This is a genomic window from Kitasatospora sp. NPDC001683 (assembly GCF_053596495.1).
The window spans coordinates 16,833-33,784 of record NZ_JBSFGK010000017.1 but is presented as its reverse complement, the minus strand read 5'-3'; the positions used below and the strand labels follow the sequence as shown (position 1 = coordinate 33,784).

At 74.2% G+C, this 16,952-nt stretch carries 15 protein-coding genes and 1 pseudogene; 7 read left to right on the top strand and 9 right to left on the bottom strand.

Annotation, left to right across the window (positions count from 1 at the left end; genetic code table 11):
• Positions 1-13: 13 nt before the first annotated feature.
• The 8 genes and pseudogenes from ACWCYO_RS11955 to ACWCYO_RS11920 form a co-directional block, all read right to left on the bottom strand.
• On the bottom strand, positions 14-907 hold the full coding sequence (locus ACWCYO_RS11955; protein WP_449784154.1) for a fumarylacetoacetate hydrolase family protein: 894 nt from the start codon (positions 905-907) through the stop codon (positions 14-16).
• Between the two features lie 15 nt (positions 908-922).
• Positions 923-2,044 (bottom strand): cupin domain-containing protein, encoded by a 1,122-nt coding sequence (locus tag ACWCYO_RS11950; RefSeq protein ID WP_270141677.1) that lies wholly within the window; start codon positions 2,042-2,044, stop codon positions 923-925.
• Positions 2,041-3,012, bottom strand: a complete 972-nt coding sequence (locus tag ACWCYO_RS11945; RefSeq protein WP_270141675.1) for a carbon-nitrogen hydrolase family protein — start codon at positions 3,010-3,012, stop codon at positions 2,041-2,043. Before ACWCYO_RS11945 ends, ACWCYO_RS11950 begins: the two co-directional genes overlap by 4 nt.
• A gap of 2 nt (positions 3,013-3,014) precedes the next feature.
• Positions 3,015-5,396: an oxidoreductase gene (locus ACWCYO_RS11940; RefSeq protein ID WP_270141673.1), complete on the bottom strand. Its 2,382-nt coding sequence runs from the start codon at positions 5,394-5,396 to the stop codon at positions 3,015-3,017.
• Entirely contained in the window at positions 5,393-5,728 is a 336-nt protein-coding gene (locus ACWCYO_RS11935) for an acyl-CoA thioesterase (protein WP_449784198.1), read from the bottom strand. Before ACWCYO_RS11935 ends, ACWCYO_RS11940 begins: the two co-directional genes overlap by 4 nt.
• A 171-nt stretch (positions 5,729-5,899) precedes the next feature.
• A pseudogene (locus ACWCYO_RS11930) lies at positions 5,900-7,513 on the bottom strand (AMP-binding protein); the annotation flags it as partial.
• A 204-nt stretch (positions 7,514-7,717) separates the two neighbouring features.
• Positions 7,718-8,779 carry a hypothetical protein gene (locus ACWCYO_RS11925; protein WP_449784153.1) on the bottom strand — a complete coding sequence of 354 codons (1,062 nt, stop codon included), beginning with the start codon at positions 8,777-8,779 and terminating at the stop codon, positions 7,718-7,720.
• A 142-nt stretch (positions 8,780-8,921) separates the two neighbouring features.
• Positions 8,922-10,232: a hypothetical protein gene (locus ACWCYO_RS11920; RefSeq protein ID WP_449784152.1), complete on the bottom strand. Its 1,311-nt coding sequence runs from the start codon at positions 10,230-10,232 to the stop codon at positions 8,922-8,924.
• A 341-nt stretch (positions 10,233-10,573) separates the two neighbouring features.
• Between ACWCYO_RS11920 and ACWCYO_RS11915 the strand changes: the two genes are divergently transcribed.
• From ACWCYO_RS11915 to ACWCYO_RS11885, 7 genes are all read left to right on the top strand, one after another.
• Complete coding sequence (locus ACWCYO_RS11915; RefSeq protein ID WP_270141667.1) at positions 10,574-11,755, top strand: peptidoglycan-binding protein; 1,182 nt, start codon at positions 10,574-10,576, stop codon at positions 11,753-11,755.
• 169 nt (positions 11,756-11,924) lie between these two features.
• On the top strand, positions 11,925-12,275 hold the full coding sequence (locus tag ACWCYO_RS11910; protein ID WP_449784151.1) for a hypothetical protein: 351 nt from the start codon (positions 11,925-11,927) through the stop codon (positions 12,273-12,275).
• Between the two features lie 71 nt (positions 12,276-12,346).
• Entirely contained in the window at positions 12,347-13,354 is a 1,008-nt protein-coding gene (locus ACWCYO_RS11905) for an LLM class flavin-dependent oxidoreductase (RefSeq protein ID WP_449784197.1), read from the top strand.
• A 566-nt stretch (positions 13,355-13,920) separates the two neighbouring features.
• A complete protein-coding gene (locus ACWCYO_RS11900; RefSeq protein WP_270141663.1) occupies positions 13,921-14,304 on the top strand; it encodes a hypothetical protein in 384 nt (127 codons plus the stop codon).
• 121 nt (positions 14,305-14,425) lie between these two features.
• Positions 14,426-15,526 (top strand): hypothetical protein, encoded by a 1,101-nt coding sequence (locus ACWCYO_RS11895; protein ID WP_449784150.1) that lies wholly within the window; start codon positions 14,426-14,428, stop codon positions 15,524-15,526.
• Positions 15,527-15,608: 82 nt separating this feature from the next.
• The gene (locus ACWCYO_RS11890) at positions 15,609-16,061 is read left to right on the top strand and encodes a roadblock/LC7 domain-containing protein (RefSeq protein ID WP_270141661.1); all 453 of its coding nucleotides are present in this window, start codon (positions 15,609-15,611) and stop codon (positions 16,059-16,061) included.
• Between the two features lie 5 nt (positions 16,062-16,066).
• The gene (locus tag ACWCYO_RS11885; RefSeq protein WP_196952843.1) at positions 16,067-16,441 is read left to right on the top strand and encodes a hypothetical protein; all 375 of its coding nucleotides are present in this window, start codon (positions 16,067-16,069) and stop codon (positions 16,439-16,441) included.
• Between the two features lie 62 nt (positions 16,442-16,503).
• On the opposite strand, the gene ACWCYO_RS11880 is transcribed toward ACWCYO_RS11885, so the two are convergent.
• Positions 16,504-16,944, bottom strand: a complete 441-nt coding sequence (locus ACWCYO_RS11880) for a DUF6188 family protein (protein ID WP_449784149.1) — start codon at positions 16,942-16,944, stop codon at positions 16,504-16,506.
• Positions 16,945-16,952: the final 8 nt, after the last annotated feature.

Sequence of the window (16,952 nt, the reverse complement as noted above, 5' to 3'; positions counted from 1 at the left end):
CGCCGGTCTCCTCTCAGCGGGCGTCGATCACGGGGTTGGCGAGTGTGCCGATCCGCTCGATGGTGGCCTCGACCAGGTCGCCGGGCTGCAGGAACTGCGGCGGGACCATTCCGGCGCCCACCCCCGAGGGGGAGCCGGTGGCGATCACGTCCCCGGCCTCCAGGGTCATGCCGGCCGAGATGTCGGCGATCAGCCGGGCGATGCCGAACAGCATGTGCCGGGTGTTGGAGTTCTGCCGCAGCTCGCCGTTGACCCGCAGCGAGAGGTCGAGCCGCTGCGGATCGGGGATCTCGTCGGCGGTGACCACGACCGGGCCGAACGGCGCGTAGCTGTCCTGGCCCTTGGAGAAGAACCACTGGCCGGAGCGGCGCTGGTCGCGGGCGCTGATGTCGTTGACGATGCTGTAGCCGAACACGTGCCGCAGGGCGTCCTGTTCGCTCACCCGGTGGGCGGGTTCGCCGATCACCACGGCGAGTTCGCACTCCCAGTCGAGCTGCTTGGTGAGGTCGGCGTTGTGCAGGATCGGCTGACCGGGGCCGGTGACGGCGGTGGCCGGCTTGCCGAACAGCACCGGGCGGTCCGGGAGTTCGCGCTCGGTGTCCAGGCTGCGGTGCGACTCGTCCACGTGCTCCAGGTAGTTGAGGCCGACGCCGACCACCTTGCCGGGGCGCAGCGGGGCGCGCAGCGACACCTCGGCGAGCGGGCGGGTGTCCGGCGCCCCGCCGAGCAGTTCCCGGGCGGTGGCCAGGGCGGGCTCCCCGGCCCGGATCAACTCCAGCAGGCTGCCGGGGAGTCGGACTCCGGCGGCGGAGGCGAGGGCGGTCAGGTCGGCGACCCGGTCGGCGCCGATCCGGGCGCCCAGCCGGGGGCTGTCGTCGCCGTCGGCGCAGTAGGTGAGCAGGTGCATCTCTCTGGACTCCTGTTACGGGGTGGTGGGCTGGTGCCCGTGGTGGTCCGGGTAGGACTCCTCGCGGTAGAGGCCGAGCGAGTGCATCACCGGGAAGTCGTTGAAGGAGAACAGGCAGGCGTCCTCGCCCTGGTCGAGGTTCGCGTGCTCGTGCCAGGCCCAGGAGGGGACGACGAAGATGTCGCCCTGCTGCCACTCGAAGCGCTGCCCGGCGATCACCGAGACCCCGCGCCCCTTGGCCGCCGTGTAGACCACCGAGCCGGTGTGCCGGTGGGCCAGGGTGGCCTGGCCGGGGCGCAGCAGCTGCAGGTGGGCGGCCATGGTGGGCATCACCGGGCCGCCGGTGACCGGGTTGGTGTACTCCATGATCACGCCGTCGTACGGGGATCCCTCGGTGGCGCGGGCGAGTCGGCACAGCGCGTGGTAGCTGGGCTCCCAGGGCCAGCCGAGCAGCGGCGAGTACGGGCGGGTCCACTTCTCGACGCCGTACGGGAGCAGGTTGCCGCCGTAGCTGAGCAGCGAGGAGTTCGCCACCGTTCCGGGCCGCTGGTGGAGCTCGGGGTGGACCTCGTAGAAGTTGGCGTCGAGGGTGTTGACCAGCGGGATGTCCAGGCCGTCCTGCCAGATCACCGGGTTGTCCTCGGCCTCGTTGCCGTGCTCGTGCCAGGTGTTGTTGGGGGTGATCGCGAAGTCGCGCGGGCCGACCTTGAGCTTCTGCCCGTCCACGACCGTCCAGGCGCCGGTGCCCTCGTGGACGAAGCGCAGCGCGGAGGCCTGGTGGCGGTGGGCGGTCATCGCCTCGCCGGGGCCCATGATCTGCAGGCCGGTGTACAACAGGCCGACGGCGGCGCTGAGTTCGCGGCGGCCGGGGTTGACCAGCATCACCACCCGGCGGCCGGCGTCGTCGGCCTTCACCAGCGGGAGGGCCTTGCGGACCAGCGGGCGCAGGTCGGCGTAGCGCCACAGCACCGGGACGGACTTCGGCTGCGGGTACCAGGGCTCGATCTCGTTCGCCACCGTCCACAGCGCGCCGGCCTCGTGTTTGGCCAACTCCCCGTAGTAGGCGAGTAGTTCGGGGCTGTCGTGGACGCGGGCCCGGCCGATCCGGTCGTCGTCGTAGCCGTTCTCGCTGGTCATGCCTCCTCCTCCGGGAGCACCAGGGGCCGCAGCGGACGGTTGTCCACGTGCAGCCGGAAGACGTCGAAGCGGTTGTAGTGGCCGACGATGTCGTGCATCTGCTTGGGCTGGATGCACCGGCCGAGGTCGATCTCGGCGTAGACGATGCCCTCCTCGTCCACCAGCGGTTCGGTGACCGCCCGGCCGTCCGGGCCGAAGATCCCGGACAGCGCGTTGCGCGGGCGGGCGAGCTGCTTGCGGACCTGCTGGTCCTCGCCGGCGATCAGGTCCACCATCTCCGGTGAGATGGTGGAGCAGGAGACCACGGTGAACAGCTTGCCCTCGAAGCAGTGGGCCGCGGCGCGCAGCGCGATCGCCTCCGCCATGTCGTAGTCCTCGGGGGCCACCGGCAGGGCGATGTAGCTCGCGGCGTGGACGAGTTCGCCCTGCGCCAGCAGGGTGAAGCGGGCCAGGGTGTTGGTGTTCTCCCCGCAGGCGAGCGCGCCGAGCGGTCCGACGGCCGTGCGGTGCACCCGCAGCGAGCTGCCGTCGCCCTGGGTCCAGGTCAGCTTCTCCGCCCAGGTCGGCACCAACTTGCGGTGAACGCCTAGGAGTTCCCCGTCAGAGCCGATGATCAGCAGGGTGTTGTGGAGCACCCCGAGGCTGTGCCGGCCGCGCTCGTTGACGCCGATCACCAGCACCACCCCGGCCTGCCGGGCGGCGGCGCGCAGGGTGTCGACGTACGGGCCGGGGACGTCCACGGCGGCGCGGTACAGCCGCTCGTACCAGGGCGAGCCCTGCACCGGGGTCATCGTCCAGTTCCAGTAGGGGTAGCCGGGCACGAACACCTCGGGGAAGACCACCAGTTCGGCGCCGTGCCCGGCCGCCTCCTGGATCAGCGCGACGGCCTTGTCCACGGTGGCGGCCGGGTCCAGGTAGACCGGGGCGGCCTGCACGGCGGCGGCGGTGAAGCGGGGCAGGTCCGGCATCGTCACTCCTTCGGCGCGGTGGTCGGCCGCCAGCGGCGGTGGACGGGCGGGGCGGGCTCGCGCAGCAGTCGCAGGCGCGGGGCGACCCGGTCGGCGCCGGGGCCCGGCGGCTTGCGGCGGCCGGCCAGCCAGGGTTCGGGCCAGCGGGCGCCCGGGCCGGTGTAGTCCTGGTCGGCCGCGGCGTGCAGGGTCCAGAACGGGTCGTGCAGCTGGGCCCGGCCGATCGCGACCAGGTCGGCGCGGCCGGCCAACAGGACGGAGTTGGCGTCGTCGTGGCCGGAGATCGCGCCGACCGCGATGGTCGGCAGGCCGGTGGAGGCGCGGATCAGCTCGGCGAAGGGCGTCTGGTAGCCGCGCCCGTACGGCGGCCGCTGGTGCGCCACCACCTCGCCGGTGGAGACGTCCACCGCGTCCGCCCCGGCCTCGGCGAGGGCTTGGCAGATCGCCACCGCCGCGGTCTCGGTGGTGCCGCCGGGCGCCCAGTCGGCGGCCGAGATCCGGACCACCAGCGGCCGCCCGGCGGGCCAGACGGCGCGCACGGCGGCCAGCACCTCCAGCGGGAACAGCAGTCGGCGGGCGAGCGGGCCACCGTAATGGTCGGTGCGGCGGTTGGTGAGCGGGGACAGGAAGGAGGAGATCAGGTGTCCGTGGCCGAACTGCAGCTCCAGCACGTCGAACCCGGCGCGGGCGGCGCGTTCGGCGGAGGCGGCGAAGTCGGCGGCGACGGCCGCCAGTTGGACTTCGTTGGCTTCGCGCGGGGTCGGGCTGCCGGGGCCCCAGGGCAGCGGTGAGGGGGCGAGCAACGGCCAGCCCTCGGCGAGCGGGCGGCCGATGCCGTCCGGTCCGGGCGCGGCCGTGGCGCCCCGGCGGCCGGCGTGGGTGAGCTGGATGCCGACCGGGGTGTCGCTCACCGCTCGCACCGCGTCCAGGAGTTCCTTCCAGGCGGCTTCCTGGTGGTCGCTCCACAGTCCGGGGCAGTGGTCGGTGGCCCGGCCCTCGGGGCCGACGGCGGTCATCCCGGCGATCACCAGCCCGGCGCCGCCGAGCGCGTGGGCGGTCAGCTGGGCCCGGTCGAAGGCGCTGGGCAGCGCGTCGGGGGAGGTGAAGGTGGCGAGCGGCGGGACGACGATCCGGTTGCGCAGCTCCAGCGCGCCCAGCTTCAGCGGCCGGAACATCGGCGGCACGCCGGGCGAGCCGCCGACGGCGGTGTCCACGGCGGCCGTGAACTTCGGGTCGCGGGCGCGCAGATTGCCGTAGGTGACCCGGCGGCTGCGGGTGAGCAGGTTGAAGGCGAACTGGTCGATGCCCAGGCCGGTACGGCGGTCGACCGTCTCGAACCACTCCAGGCTGGCCTGCGCGGCCCGCTGGGTGGACTCCACCACCGGCCGCCGCTCGGCCTCGTAGGCGGCCAACGCCGAATCCAGGGTGGGTTGTTCGCTCAGCGCGGCGGCCAGGGCGAGGGCGTCCTCCAGAGCCAGCTTGGTGCCCGAACCGATCGAGAAGTGCGCGGAGTGCGCGGCGTCGCCCAGCAGGACGATGTTGCGGTGGCGCCAACTGGCGTTGCGCACCGTGGTGAAGCGGATCCAGCGGGAGGCGTTGGGGATCAGCCGGTGGCCGTCCAGGTGCCCGGCGAGCAGCTCCGCGCAGCGCCGCACGCTCGCGGTGTCGCTCTCGCCGCGCGCCAACTCCTCCGCGGCGAGGGCCTCGAAGCCCGCCCGGCGCCAGGCGTCGGCGGCGATCTCGACGATGAAGGTCGACCGGGTGGCGCTGTACGGGTAGGCGTGCACCTGCAGGGCGCCGAAGTCGAACTCCTCGACGATGAAGGTGAAGGCCTCGAAGACCCGGTCGGTGGCCAGCCAGATGTAGCGGCAGTGCCGTTCGTCCAGCTCGGTGCGGAAGGTCTCCGGGTGGGCCGCCCGGGTGGCCGAGTTGATGCCGTCGGCGGCGACCACCAGATCGTACTCGGCGGCGAGCCGGTCGACCGGCGGGGCCGGCGTGCGGTAGCGCACGTCCACCGCCAGTTCGGCGCAGCGCTGTTGCAGGATGGCGCGCAGGCGGTTGCGGTCCAGGGCGGCGAAGCCGTGGCCTCCGCTGGTGCGGACCTGGCCGGCGTAGCGGACGTCGATGTCGCTCCAGCGGGCGAACTCGGCGCTCATCGCGGCGAAGACCTGCGGGTCGGCCTGGGCGATGCCGTCCAGGGTCTCGTCGGAGAAGACCACACCGAAGCCGAACTCGTCCTCCCGGGCGTCGCGTTCGTACACGGTGATGTCCCGCTCGGGGGCCAACTGCTTGGCCAGGGCGGCGAAGTAGAGCCCGCCGGGGCCGGCGCCGATCACCGCGATCCGCTGCGGGCCGGCGGTCGAGCGCGGGGCCGGTGTGGTCATGCGACCACCTCCGGCTGCTGCGGACCGGCCTCCGCGAGCGCCCGGCGGGCCGGTGCCGGCCAGGGCTCGGTGCCCTTGGCCCGCGGGGCGGCGTGCACCACCGACATCCGGCCGCTGGCGGCCAGACCCGTCGGGCCGTGCACCTCGAAGGCGTAGTGCAGCGAGGAGCCGCCGACCCGGACCACCCGCAGCTCGGTGCGGACCACGTCCCCGAACCAGAGCCGCTCCCGGTAGTCCGCCTCGAAGTGCACCCGGGGGATCCGCCCGAACAGCTCGGCCAGCCCGAGCCGGCGCAGCAACGCCGCCTCGGCGGCCTCGGCCCAGCGCTGCACGGCGGAGAAGTGGTAGTGCCCGGCGGCGTCGGTGTCCGACCACTCGACCCGACGCTCGATGGTGATGGCGGCCGGGAGCGGGTGCTGCTCCGCGTCCTGTCGCGCGTTCGGTTCCACGTCCGGTGTCCTCAGGTCCGGTGTCTCCACGTTCGGTGTCTCCACGTCCTGCTTCGCCGCGGCCCTTCTGCGCAGTTCGGCGCGGAGCAGCTTGCCGGTCGCGGTGCGCGGCAGCTCGCCGACGAACTCGACGGCGCGCGGGTACTTGTACGGGGCGATGGTGCGCTTGACGTGCTCCTGGAGCTCCTTGACGGTCTCCGCGCCGGCCGAAGTGCCCTTGCGCAGCACCACGTACGCCTTGACCACCGTGCCGCGCCGCTCGTCCGGCGCGGCCACCACGGCGCAGTCGGCGACGGCCGGGTGGGCGGCGAGCGCCTGTTCCACCTCGGGGCCGGCGATGTTGTAGCCGGCCGAGACGATCATGTCGTCGTTGCGGGCCTGGTACCAGAAGTAGCCGTCCCGGTCGCGGAGGTAGGTGTCGCCGGTGAGGTTCCAGCCGTTGCGGACGTAGTCGCGCTGACGCTCGTCGTCCAGGTAGCGGCAGCCGGTCGGGCCCTTGACCGCGAGCAGCCCGGGTTCGCCGTCCGGCACCGGGTTGCCGTGCCCGTCGAGTATCGCCGCCCGGTAGCCGGGGACGGGGCGGCCGGTGGAGCCGGGGCGGATGTCGGCGTCGGCGGCCGAGATGAACACGTGCAGCAGCTCGGTGGCGCCGATGCCGTCGATCAGCCGCCGGCCGGTGGCGGCGTGGAAGGCCTCCCAGACGGCGGCGGGCAGCGGCTCGCCGGCCGACACGCAGCGCCGGACTCCCTGCAGCCGGTCGGCCAGCCCGGCGGCCAGGATCGCCCGGTAGGCGGTCGGCGCGGTGAACAGCACGCTCACGCCGTGGCGCCGGACCTGCTCGGCGAGCTGCTCGGGCGTGGCCTGCTCCAGCAGCAGGCTGGCGGCGCCGGCCCGCAGCGGGAAGACCAGCAGGCCGCCCAGGCCGAAGGTGAAGCCGAGCGGCGGGGTGCCGGTGAAGAGGTCGTCGGGGGTGGGATGGAGCAGGTGGCGGGAGAAGGTGTCGGCGTTGGCCAGCACGTCGCGGTGGAAGTGCAGGGTGGCCTTGGGGCGGCCGGTGGTGCCGGAGGTGAAGGCGATCAGTGCGACGTCGTCGGCGGCGGTCGGCACCGCGGTGAAGCCGGGGCGCTGGGCGGCGCAGCGGGCGGTGAGGTCCTCCGGGCCGGGGCCGCCGAAGGGGAGTATCCGCAGGTCGGGGGCGTGTGCCAGGTCGAGCTCGGCGAGGAAGCGGTGGTCGCACAGGGCGAGGGTGGGGCGGGCGATCCGGACGAGCTCGGTGAGCTCGGCCGCGCGCAGCAGCGGCATCGTGGTGACCACCACCCCGCCGGCCTTCAGCACGCCCAGCCAACAGGCGGCCAGCCAGGGGGTGTTGGGGCCGCGCAGCAGGACGCGGTTGCCGGTGGTCAGGCCCAGCTCCTCGGTGAGCAGACGGGCGATCCGGTCGGCGTGGTCGCGCAGTTCGCCGTAGCTCCACCGGTCGGTGGGGGTGAGCAGGCAACGGCGGTCGGGTCCGAAGCGGGCGATGGTGTCGTCGAGCAGGGCGGCCGCGCAGTTCAGGCGGTCGGGGTAGCCCAACTCCGGTAGTTCGAAGAGGAGTTCGGGCCACTGGTCGATGGGTGGGAGGTGGTCTCGACAGAACGTGTCCACATGTGCTGAAGGGGAGAGCTCCATGGGCGGGCACCTCATCGTGCGAGCGGGAGTGAAGCCAGTATGGCGCGCTCGTGACGCCAGTCAATAGAGCGATACATGCTTTCGGGCGACGGGGGCCTGTGGTGCGCCTGGGGCGTGCGGTGCGCCGGGGCGAACGGGTACGCCCCGCGGCCCGGTGGGGCCTGCGGGGCGATCGCGGGGGCTTGGGGGTGCTGGAGGGTGTGCTCAGGCCGCGGTGCCGTGGAAGACGGCGTCCGGGGTGCGGCCGGCCGCGGCCTGCTGGGCGCGCTCGGTGAGCAGCCGGGCGAACGGGGTGAGGCCGGGCAGCGCGATCGCGGCGCCCGGCCCCTCGTAGTGCACGGACAGCAGCGTCGAGCCGACCCGGACCACCAGCTCCGCCGTCGACGCGCCGCGGGTGCGGGCGGCGCTCTGGTCGCCGATCGGCGGGATGGTCGCCGCGGTCGCGTCGCTCCGGGCATCGACCAGGTCGAGCCTGGTGCCGAAGGCGCGGCCGGCCGCCTCGGGGGAGGCGAAGGTGACCACGGTGAACCGCGCGGACGGGACCGCAGTGGCGCTGAACGTCGCGGTGGCGTAAGCGAGTTGCTGGTCACAAGCGTCCGGGAGCAGGCACGGCACGTCCGGCCCGCTGCCGGTCCCGGACCGCGGCCCGCTCGCCACCTGCCAGCCGCCCGGCATCGCCGCCGCGTCCGGCAGCACGCCCTGCACCTGCGCGGGGTCGCGGATGGTCCGCGCGGCGTGGGCGAAGTCGGGCCCGTTGGGGTGCAGCAGCGGGCGCGAGCCGAGGTGGATGCCGAGCGCGACCAGCGCGGTGATCAGGACCAGGGCCAGGGTGACGATGACGGCGGTGTTGCTGCGCCGGGCGGCCAGGCCCCGGGCGCCGGTGGCGGCCTCGTCGAGCCGGAGCTGGACGGTGGACGACTCCTTGCGATCGACCCGCAGTTGGACGGTGGACGGTTTCCCGGGATCGACCCGCAGCTGGACGGTCGTCGGGTCGGTCGGTCCGCCGAGCTCGGTGGTGGTCAGGTACTGGGCGAACCCCCGGTCGATGGCCAGCAGTTGGGTGACGGCGGCGGTCAGTTCGGCCTGCGCCCGCGGATCGTCCGGGCCCGCCTCGATGGCCGCCACGGCCCGCGCCCCCTCCGGCATCAGCCGCAGCCGGGCCCGTACCACCTCGGCCACCGCGTGCCCGGCCCCGCCGGCCGCGCCCCGCGCCAGCCGTACCAGCGCGCCCACCACGCCTGGTACCAGCTGTCGGCCGTCCCCCATGGCAACTCCCCCTGCCGTACGAGTCGTTGCCATCAGGCTCCCGGACCGGCGGCCGGGACGCACCCCGGCCGGACCGAACGGAGACGCAACTGCAACCGGGTGCGGACACGGCGGACACCAGGTGCCCCATGGGCTCCTCCCCTCACGAGGAGGCCAGCTCCACCATGACCGCCAGCGGCAGGGCCGGGTTGGCCGCAGCCGCCTGAGCGGTGCGGGAGTCCGGGGAGGCGAGGCAGGTGGCGAGGGCGGCGGGGGAGGAGTTCGGGTGGGCGGCGACGGCGCGCAGGGCCTTGACGGGCACGGTCGGGGTGGCCGCGATGCGGTCGAGCAGCGCGCCGGGGGTGCCCGGGTTCGCGGCCACGGCGGCGGCCACCGTCGTCCCGAACCTGTCCAGCGCGGCGGTGAGTTGGGCGGTGCTGAGGTCCGGGTCCGGGGCCACCGACTTGACCACCTTGGCGACCGGGTCGGCGGCCAGCTGGTCACGGAGGGCCGACGGCAGGTCGCGGCGCGCGGCGACGAGCGCGCGGACCCGGGGCTCCGGCGAGGCCGCGAGCTCGGCGAGTTCGGTGGGATCGGCGCCGGCGATCCGGGGGAGCAGGATCGGGCCGATCTTGACGGTCGTGGCGAGTCGGGCGAGTACGTCGAGCGGGACGGCCGGGTGCTGGGCGAGCGAACGCCGTACGTCGTGGCCGTCGTCCTCGGCCAGGTGGCGGATCAGCCGTTCGTCGATCCCCGGGTTCTGGGCGAGGTTGGACCGGACCCAGGGGATCTCGTCCCGGGTGAGCCGCTGGTACGTCTCGGCGGGCAGCCCGGGATGGGCGGCGAGCGCCTGTCGGATCATGGCGTGGTCGGCCACCAGCCGGGCGGCGGCCGCCGCCGGAGTGGTGGGATTGCCCGCCGCCTGCTCGCGGACCAGCACCTCCGGATCGTCCAGCAGGGCCGTCAGTGACTCCGCGGGCATGGCCTCGTTCGCCGCGGCCCAGCGCCGCACCACCGCCGACGGGTGCGCGGCGAGGCGCACCAAGAGGTCCAACCACGTGGTGTTGACGGCGAGTTCGGCCACCACGTCGTCGGACTCGTCGGCGGCGAGGAGCTCGGCGACCTCGTCCGGCAGCTCCGGGCAGGTGGCGAGCCGCTGCCGGACGTACGGGTCCGGAACCAGCGCCAGCAGGCGCGCCCAGCCCGGCTCTCCGCGCCCCTGCTCCACCAGGGCGACCGCCACCGTCGGTCGGGCGAGCGGATCGACGTCCCCGCTGGTCAGCCGGCCGTCGGCGACGAGCAGGAGGGCGGCGAACTCGGACCGTTCGGCCAGCTGTCGGACCTGGTCCGGGGCGAGGTCCACCCGGTCCGCGAGCGCGCCCGCCAGTTCCTCGTCGGCATCGGCGATCAGCCGTCCGAGCAGTTCGGGCGGCAGGGCGGGATTGCGGGCGACGGCGTGCAACAGCGACGGCATCCGCGCATTGTGCCCGCGGCCCGGCCGGGCCCGCCGCCGAATTTCCGCGACGGACCCCGAGCGCGGGTCCGCCGGCGCCTCGAGCCGGCTCGGCGCACGGGTGTCGACATGTAGACCGCGCGCCGCCCGGCGGCGAGGCGGAACGCGTGCCGCCCGGCGGCGTCCGGGACCGCGCGTCGCGGGCCTCGGTTCCGGACGTGAGGACGAATTCCCCGCCTTGATCCGAACGACCGTGCTGGTCCGGGCGGTTCAATGCCGTCGATCGGGCCGCCGGGGTCAATCCCCGGTGTGAACCTGCCGATAACGGCATTGACGTCACGACGCCGTTCGGAGGAGCCAGCATGCCCGAACTGTGGCTGCCCGGTGCCGAGATCCACGACCTCGGTGACCACGCACCGACCGACCACCAGTACCCGCCGAAGGCCATCGCCCACATCACCTGGGACCGCAACGCCACCGCCGCCGCACCGCAGGACTGGTGCTCCTACGAGGACCTGGTCGGGTACTTCACCGGCGCCGGTGCCGGTGACGCCCCGCACCTGGTCTGGGACCCGTTCAGCGGGCGCGCCGCCCAGCTGTTCCCCGCCGACTCCCGCTCGAAGAGCCTGCTCAGCCCCGCCCAGAGCCCGACCCGCACCAACCGGGCGGGGCGGGTGGTGATCCAGATCGAGGCGGTCTTCTTCCCGTACTGCCGCCACCAGGGCACGGTCTACCCGCGGCTGGTCGACACCCCGTGCGCGGGCTGGCAGCGGATCCACGCCTGGGTCTCCTCCTGGGGCGTGCCCGACGCCTGGCCGATGGGGCGGCCGACCGACTTCTCCGACCACCGCGACGAGCACGTCTGGGAGACCCGCGGCGGCTGGTACGCGCACGCCCACGTGCCGTTCAACGACCACGTCGACCCCGGCTCCTGGCCCGACTTCAGGGGCGGCTCCGGCACCCCGTCCGACCCGCCCCCGTCCGGGGGGTCCGTCCCGGCCCGGTACCAGGTCACCATCAACGGCCTGGCGTACGGGTACGGCGCCCAGGGCTACCAGGTGACCGCCGTCGGTCGGGCGCTGGTCGCGGCCGGCTTCGGTGCCCATTACCACTCCGGGCCCGGCCCGACCTGGACGGACGCGGACACCGAGAACTACGCCGACTACCAGGCGAGCCTGGGCTACTCCGGGCCGGCGGCGGACGGCGTACCGGGCGAGGACTCGCTGCTGCGGCTGCTCGGCTACCTGCCCGGGCCGCGCACGGTCTCGCTCGCCCACGTCGTCGCGGCGGCGCGCAGCGACCCGGGGGCGGAGCAGGGGCACCGGACGTACGGGGCCGAGGTGGCGATCGTCGAACAGGCGCTGGCGGACGAGGGGTTGCTCGAACAGCGCTGGGTGGACGGCTCGTACGGCAGTCTCACGGTCGCGGCGTACGCGGGCTGGCAGCGGCGGTGCGGGTACACGGCGGGGGCCGCGGACGGCATCCCCGGTCGGGACTCGCTGCAGCGGCTGGGTGCGGCGCAGGGCTTCGCGGTGACGGACTGAGCCGGGCGGGGCGTTGGTCCACTTCCGGGGGAGTCCGCCGGTGGCGGTGAGCGGCGGGCGCGTACTCGCCGGGGAGTAGGTGAGGTTACTTCCGCTGTCAGATGCCCGGTGAGGGGCGGGCGGGGGAGTCTGGGCGCATCGTCGTGGCCCCGACTCGAAGGAGGCACCCGTGCGTCCGGTCCGTCCGGCCCCTGAGCGGGGTGGCGCTGGGCTCGGCACGCCCTGGGGCCCGTTCCGGTACTACTGGGTGAGCACCAAGTTCTGGTTGACGCTCGGCGCGATGGCGGCCTCGGTCTTCGCCCTCACCGCTCGGCTGCACGACGCGGTCCGCGTGGCGGACGCGCACCCGACCGGTCCGATCCCGGTGTCGGAGCTCGGATTCGTCCGGTACGACACGGTGATCGTCCCGGCGGTCGCGTTCTCGCTCTACCCGTTCAACGTCATCCTGTCGGAGTACCAGCCCTGGGGGCGCCGCAACGCCGCGGGAGAGCGCCCGGGGCGAATACCCGGGGCCCGGTGACCGATGACGGCGCGCCCGGTCCGGTCCGGGCCCGGGAATGCCCGCGCGGCAGAGGGGTGTTGTCCACCCACGTGACCAGCGCGACGCCCACGGCCAGGCTCTCCGTCCTCGACCGCTCCCGGACCAGACAGGGCGAGGAGCCGGCGCAGGCGCTTCGGAACACGGTGGCCTTCGCCCGGGAGGTCGAGCGGCTGGGCTACCACCGCTTCTGGGTCTCCGAGCACCACGGCGTGCCCGGGGTGGCCGGATCGGCACCGACGGTGCTCGCCGCGGCGGTCGCGGCGACCACCACCCGGATCCGGGTCGGTACCGGCGGGGTGATGCTGCCCAACCACCGGCCCATGGTGGTGGCCGAGCAGTTCGGGGTGCTGGCGTCGCTGTTCCCGGGCCGGATCGACATGGGCCTGGGCCGCTCGGTGGGCTTCACCGACGGCGTCCGGCGGGCGCTCGGGCGGGAGAAGGACGCCGCGGACGACTTCGCCGGCCAGCTGGCCGAGTTGCTCGGCTACTTCGACGGCTCGCAGCAGGTGCACCGCGACGTCCACGCCCGGCCGGCCGAGGGCCTGCAGGTGCCGGCCTTCGTCCTGGCCACCGGCGCCGGCGCCGACCTGGCCGCCGAGGCCGGACTGCCGCTGGTCATCGCCGCCGCGCGCGGAGAGGGGCGGATGCTCAGGGCGATCGAGGAGTACCGCAGCCGCTTCCGTCCCTCCGCGCAGGCCGCCGAGCCGTACGTGGTGGTCTCCGGCACGGTCGCGGTGGCCGAGACCGAGGAACTGGCGCGCGAGCTGCTCGTCCCGGAGGCCTGGGCCGGCGCCTACTCCCGCACCCACGGGGAGTTCCCGCCGCTGGCGCCGCCCGCCGGGATCCGGGCACGGGCGATGAGCGGGCGCGAGCGGGCCGCGTTCGAGCAGTCGCTCAAGGGCCACATCGCGGGCACTCCGGAGCAGGCCGCCGCCGAGTTGGCCGCCCTGGTGGAACGCACCGGCGCGGACGAGTTCCTGGTGGCGACCAGCACCTACGACCGCACCGCGCTGCTCGACTCCTACCGGCTGCTCGCCGAGGCGGTCGGCCAGGTCTGAGCCGGTCTCCCCGATTTCTGACTTGGTGTGATGACCTGCTATTGTTCTGCACGTCGAGAGGAAATGATCTTCCGAAGCGAGGATCTCTCGAACGTGCGTCAGCGGTGCTACCAGAGCACGTCCCACTTTCAGTGGGAAGAGTCCGTGCGACCCGGGCCTGGCGCTCCACCCGAAGGGGCCCGTTCCATCCAATGGAACGGGCCCCTTCGTCATGTCCGCCCGCCGTCATGTCCGCCCGTCGGGCCGTCGACGAACATGCCCTCTTATCGCACTTTCGGCCTCGAAACTCCCGGCTGCAATCCGGTATCGGCCAAGGTCCCGTACCAGGTGATCGCTGGGCGACTCTCCGTGACGGGCGCCACGCCAGCGGCTTTGCCTCCTGGGCAGGACTGACCCACCCTCATACCTTGGCCGGAATTCGCCGCAGTTGGTGTGAATATGCCACTGGAATGTTCGTCATACGGAATCCGGCAGTAGCCTTCCGTGTCGGACCTGCCACTGCTGGTGGCGACCCGGCCGGAGCCGCGCTGCGCCCGGCCACTCAGACCCCCCTCGAAGGAGCCGGCGTGCCGGGTATCGACGAATGCCTCTCCGGAGCGATGGCGATCGCCGGAGCCCGGTCGGCGAGCCTGGTCGACTGGAGCAGCGGACTCGCCCTCGGCAGCCTCGGCGACAGCCCGGTCGGTGAGCACGAGACCGCGGCCGCCGAGGCAACCGACCTGGTGCGCGCGGCCGTTGAGAGCCAGACCTTCACCGTTGCGGAGGACCGGCACGCGCCGCTGGAGGACATCATCGTCACCGCCGGCCGCAGCTACCACCTGATCCGCTTCATCGACACCGCCTTCGACAGCCGGCTCGTCCTGCACCTCTGGCTCGACCGCGAGTCGGGAAACCTGGCCGTCGCCCGCTTCCGCCTCCAGGCCCTCGCCGAGGAACTGGTGCTGGGGTGAGCGCCGCGCCCGCCCCGACCACCGCACACCGGCCGGCCGACCGCGTGACCGCCGCTCGTCACACCTCCCGGAACGCTGCGCAGGGCCTCCCTCGGGCGACGCCGCGCCGTACCCACCGGCGGTGGCCCGCGTGACCGCCGCCGCCCGCCTGGTCGAACCGGCCCCCCGGGCCGAGTCCACCGCACCGAGGAGCCCCGGCGAGGCCGTCGCCCTGCTCGCCGCCCGCCGCGCCACCGGTGCCCTGCACGGCCCGCTCGGCCTCCTGTACCTGGTCGACGGCCAGGTGGCCGCCGCCGAGTCCCCACGCGCGCCCGGCCTCGCCGACCTGCTCACCGGCTGCGGCCGGATCACCCCCGAAGGCTGGGCCGAACTCCTGCACCGCCACGGCCCGCAGGGGCGAGTCGGCGAGGTACTGGTCGAACGCCGGCTGCTCACCCGCGGCGAACTCGAACTCGGCCACCTGGGAACGCTGTTCGACGCCGCCTACTTCGTCCTCGCCGACCGGTCCGGCGGCACCTGGCGGTTCGAGTCCGACGCCCGGCACTGGCTCGGCACGGTGGCGCTGGTCGACCCGGCGCGGCTGGGCCGCGAGGTCGAGCGCCGACGCCGACTCCTCGACGGGATCTGGCCCTGGCCGCAGCTCGACACCGCACCCGTCCGTCCGGTCGAGCGCAGCCGGTGCCCCTCGCGCCGCCCGCCCGGCCGCCGCAGCCGTGACCTGCTCGACCACGCCGACGGCCGAAGAACCCCGGCGGACCTGGCCCGGCTGCTCGGCCGCTCCGGCTTCGGCGTGACGGCGGACGTCCGCCGCCTGGCCGCCGCCGGGCTGCTCGACGCCCCGCGGCACGCGGCTCCGACCGGCACATCCCCGGCCGCGGCCCCCGCGCTGCCGCCCGTACCGCCCGCGCCGCCGACCACCATGCCCGCACCGCCGGCCGCGATGCCCGCCCGACCAGCGGCGACGCCCGGACGACCGACGACGGCGCCCACGCCGCCGGCCGCCGTACCCGCGCGGCCCGGCGGTGGCCTGCACCGCAGGGTCCCCGGCGCCACCCTCCGCAGCGCTCCGGCCACCGGCCCCGCGGCCACCGGGCCCGCAGCCCCCGCGCCCACCCGCTCCGACCGACCGCCCGCCACGGCAGCGGCCCACCCGCTGACCGTCCCCGACCCGGACATCGCGCTGCTGACCCGGGTCCGAGACCTTCTGGAGGCCCGACTTTGAACCACTCTCCGCCCGCGACCCCGCCGTACCGGCCATGAGGCGGGCGCTCAAGCAGCGTGTCGGAAGGAGACAACTGATCGCCTTGGAGACCGAGCTGCTCGCCGAGCTCCGCGCCGTCAAACGCCGCGTCCCGCACCTCGCGGGCGGCCTGGTGGCCAGCGTGGACGGCCTGCTGGTCGCGCACGACACCCACGGGACCGAACCCTCCGGCCTGGCCGCGATGACGGCCGCCTCGCTCTCGCTCGCCCAGCGGCTCGCCGACACCACCGGCCAGGGCGAGTTCCGCGAGTCGGTGGTGCGCGGCGAGCACGGCTACGTCGCCACCTACGCGGCCGGCGGCAGCTGCGTGCTGACCCTGCTGGCGCACCCGGACGTCAACGTCGGCCGGCTCCACCTGGAGGCCCGCCGCTGCGCCCGGCGCATCGCGGACCTCCTCAACGACGCCCTGGCGCCCAAGGACCCGCGCGACCTGGGCCGACCAGTCCCTTCGACCGTCCCCCCTCGACCGAACACCCCACCATCCAACGGGAGTTGAATACCATGACCGACGCAGCAGGCGCGCTCAAGCAGGCCATGACCAGCATCGAGGGCGCCATCGGCGCCGCCCTGGTGGACTACAACAGCGGCATGGCGCTCGCCACCCTCGACGGCCCCGGCGGCCTGGACCTCAACGTGGCCGCGGCCGGGAACACCGACGTGGTGCGCGCCAAGATGCGGACCATGGACATGCTCGGCCTGCAGGACGGCATCGAGGACATCCTGATCACGCTGACCAGCCAGTACCACCTGATCCGCCCGCTCACCGGCCGCACCGGCAAGGGCCTGTTCCTCTACCTCGCGCTGGACAAGGCACGCGCAAACCTGGCGATGGCCCGCCACCAGCTCACCAGGATCGAGGCCGACCTGGAGGTCTGACCAGCCACCGGCTGACGGACGGGCCCCGGTGGACGAGGCCGACGGACGGGCCCGGCGGCGGCTCACACCCCGCCGGGCTCCGTCCGCTGCGCCTCCCCGCCGGGCTCCTTCCACGGCCCCTCCCACCGGACCTCCCCGCCCGGCAGCCCCGCGCACACCGCCCCCTCGGCGGTCAGCACGCTCCACGGCGCGAGCAGCGCGTGCGGCGGCACGGACAGCACGCCGCCCTCCGCGAAGCCCAGCTCGAGGCCGCCGGCCGGGGTGATCCGAACGCTGCCGACGGTCCGTCCGACCAGCGCCAGCAGGGTGGGGGTCGGTTGGAAGGTCAGCGCGGGGAAGAAGTGCTCGACCTCCTCCGGCGCGGCGAAGGACGGCGCCGCGAAGCGGAACTCGTGCGCCACCCGTACGGTCACCGACCCGTCGAGCCGCAGGTCGAGCCGGACTCCGCCGCTGACCGCCTCGACCCGCCGACCGGCCAGCACCTCTGTGATCGCGTTCTGCATGTTCCCAG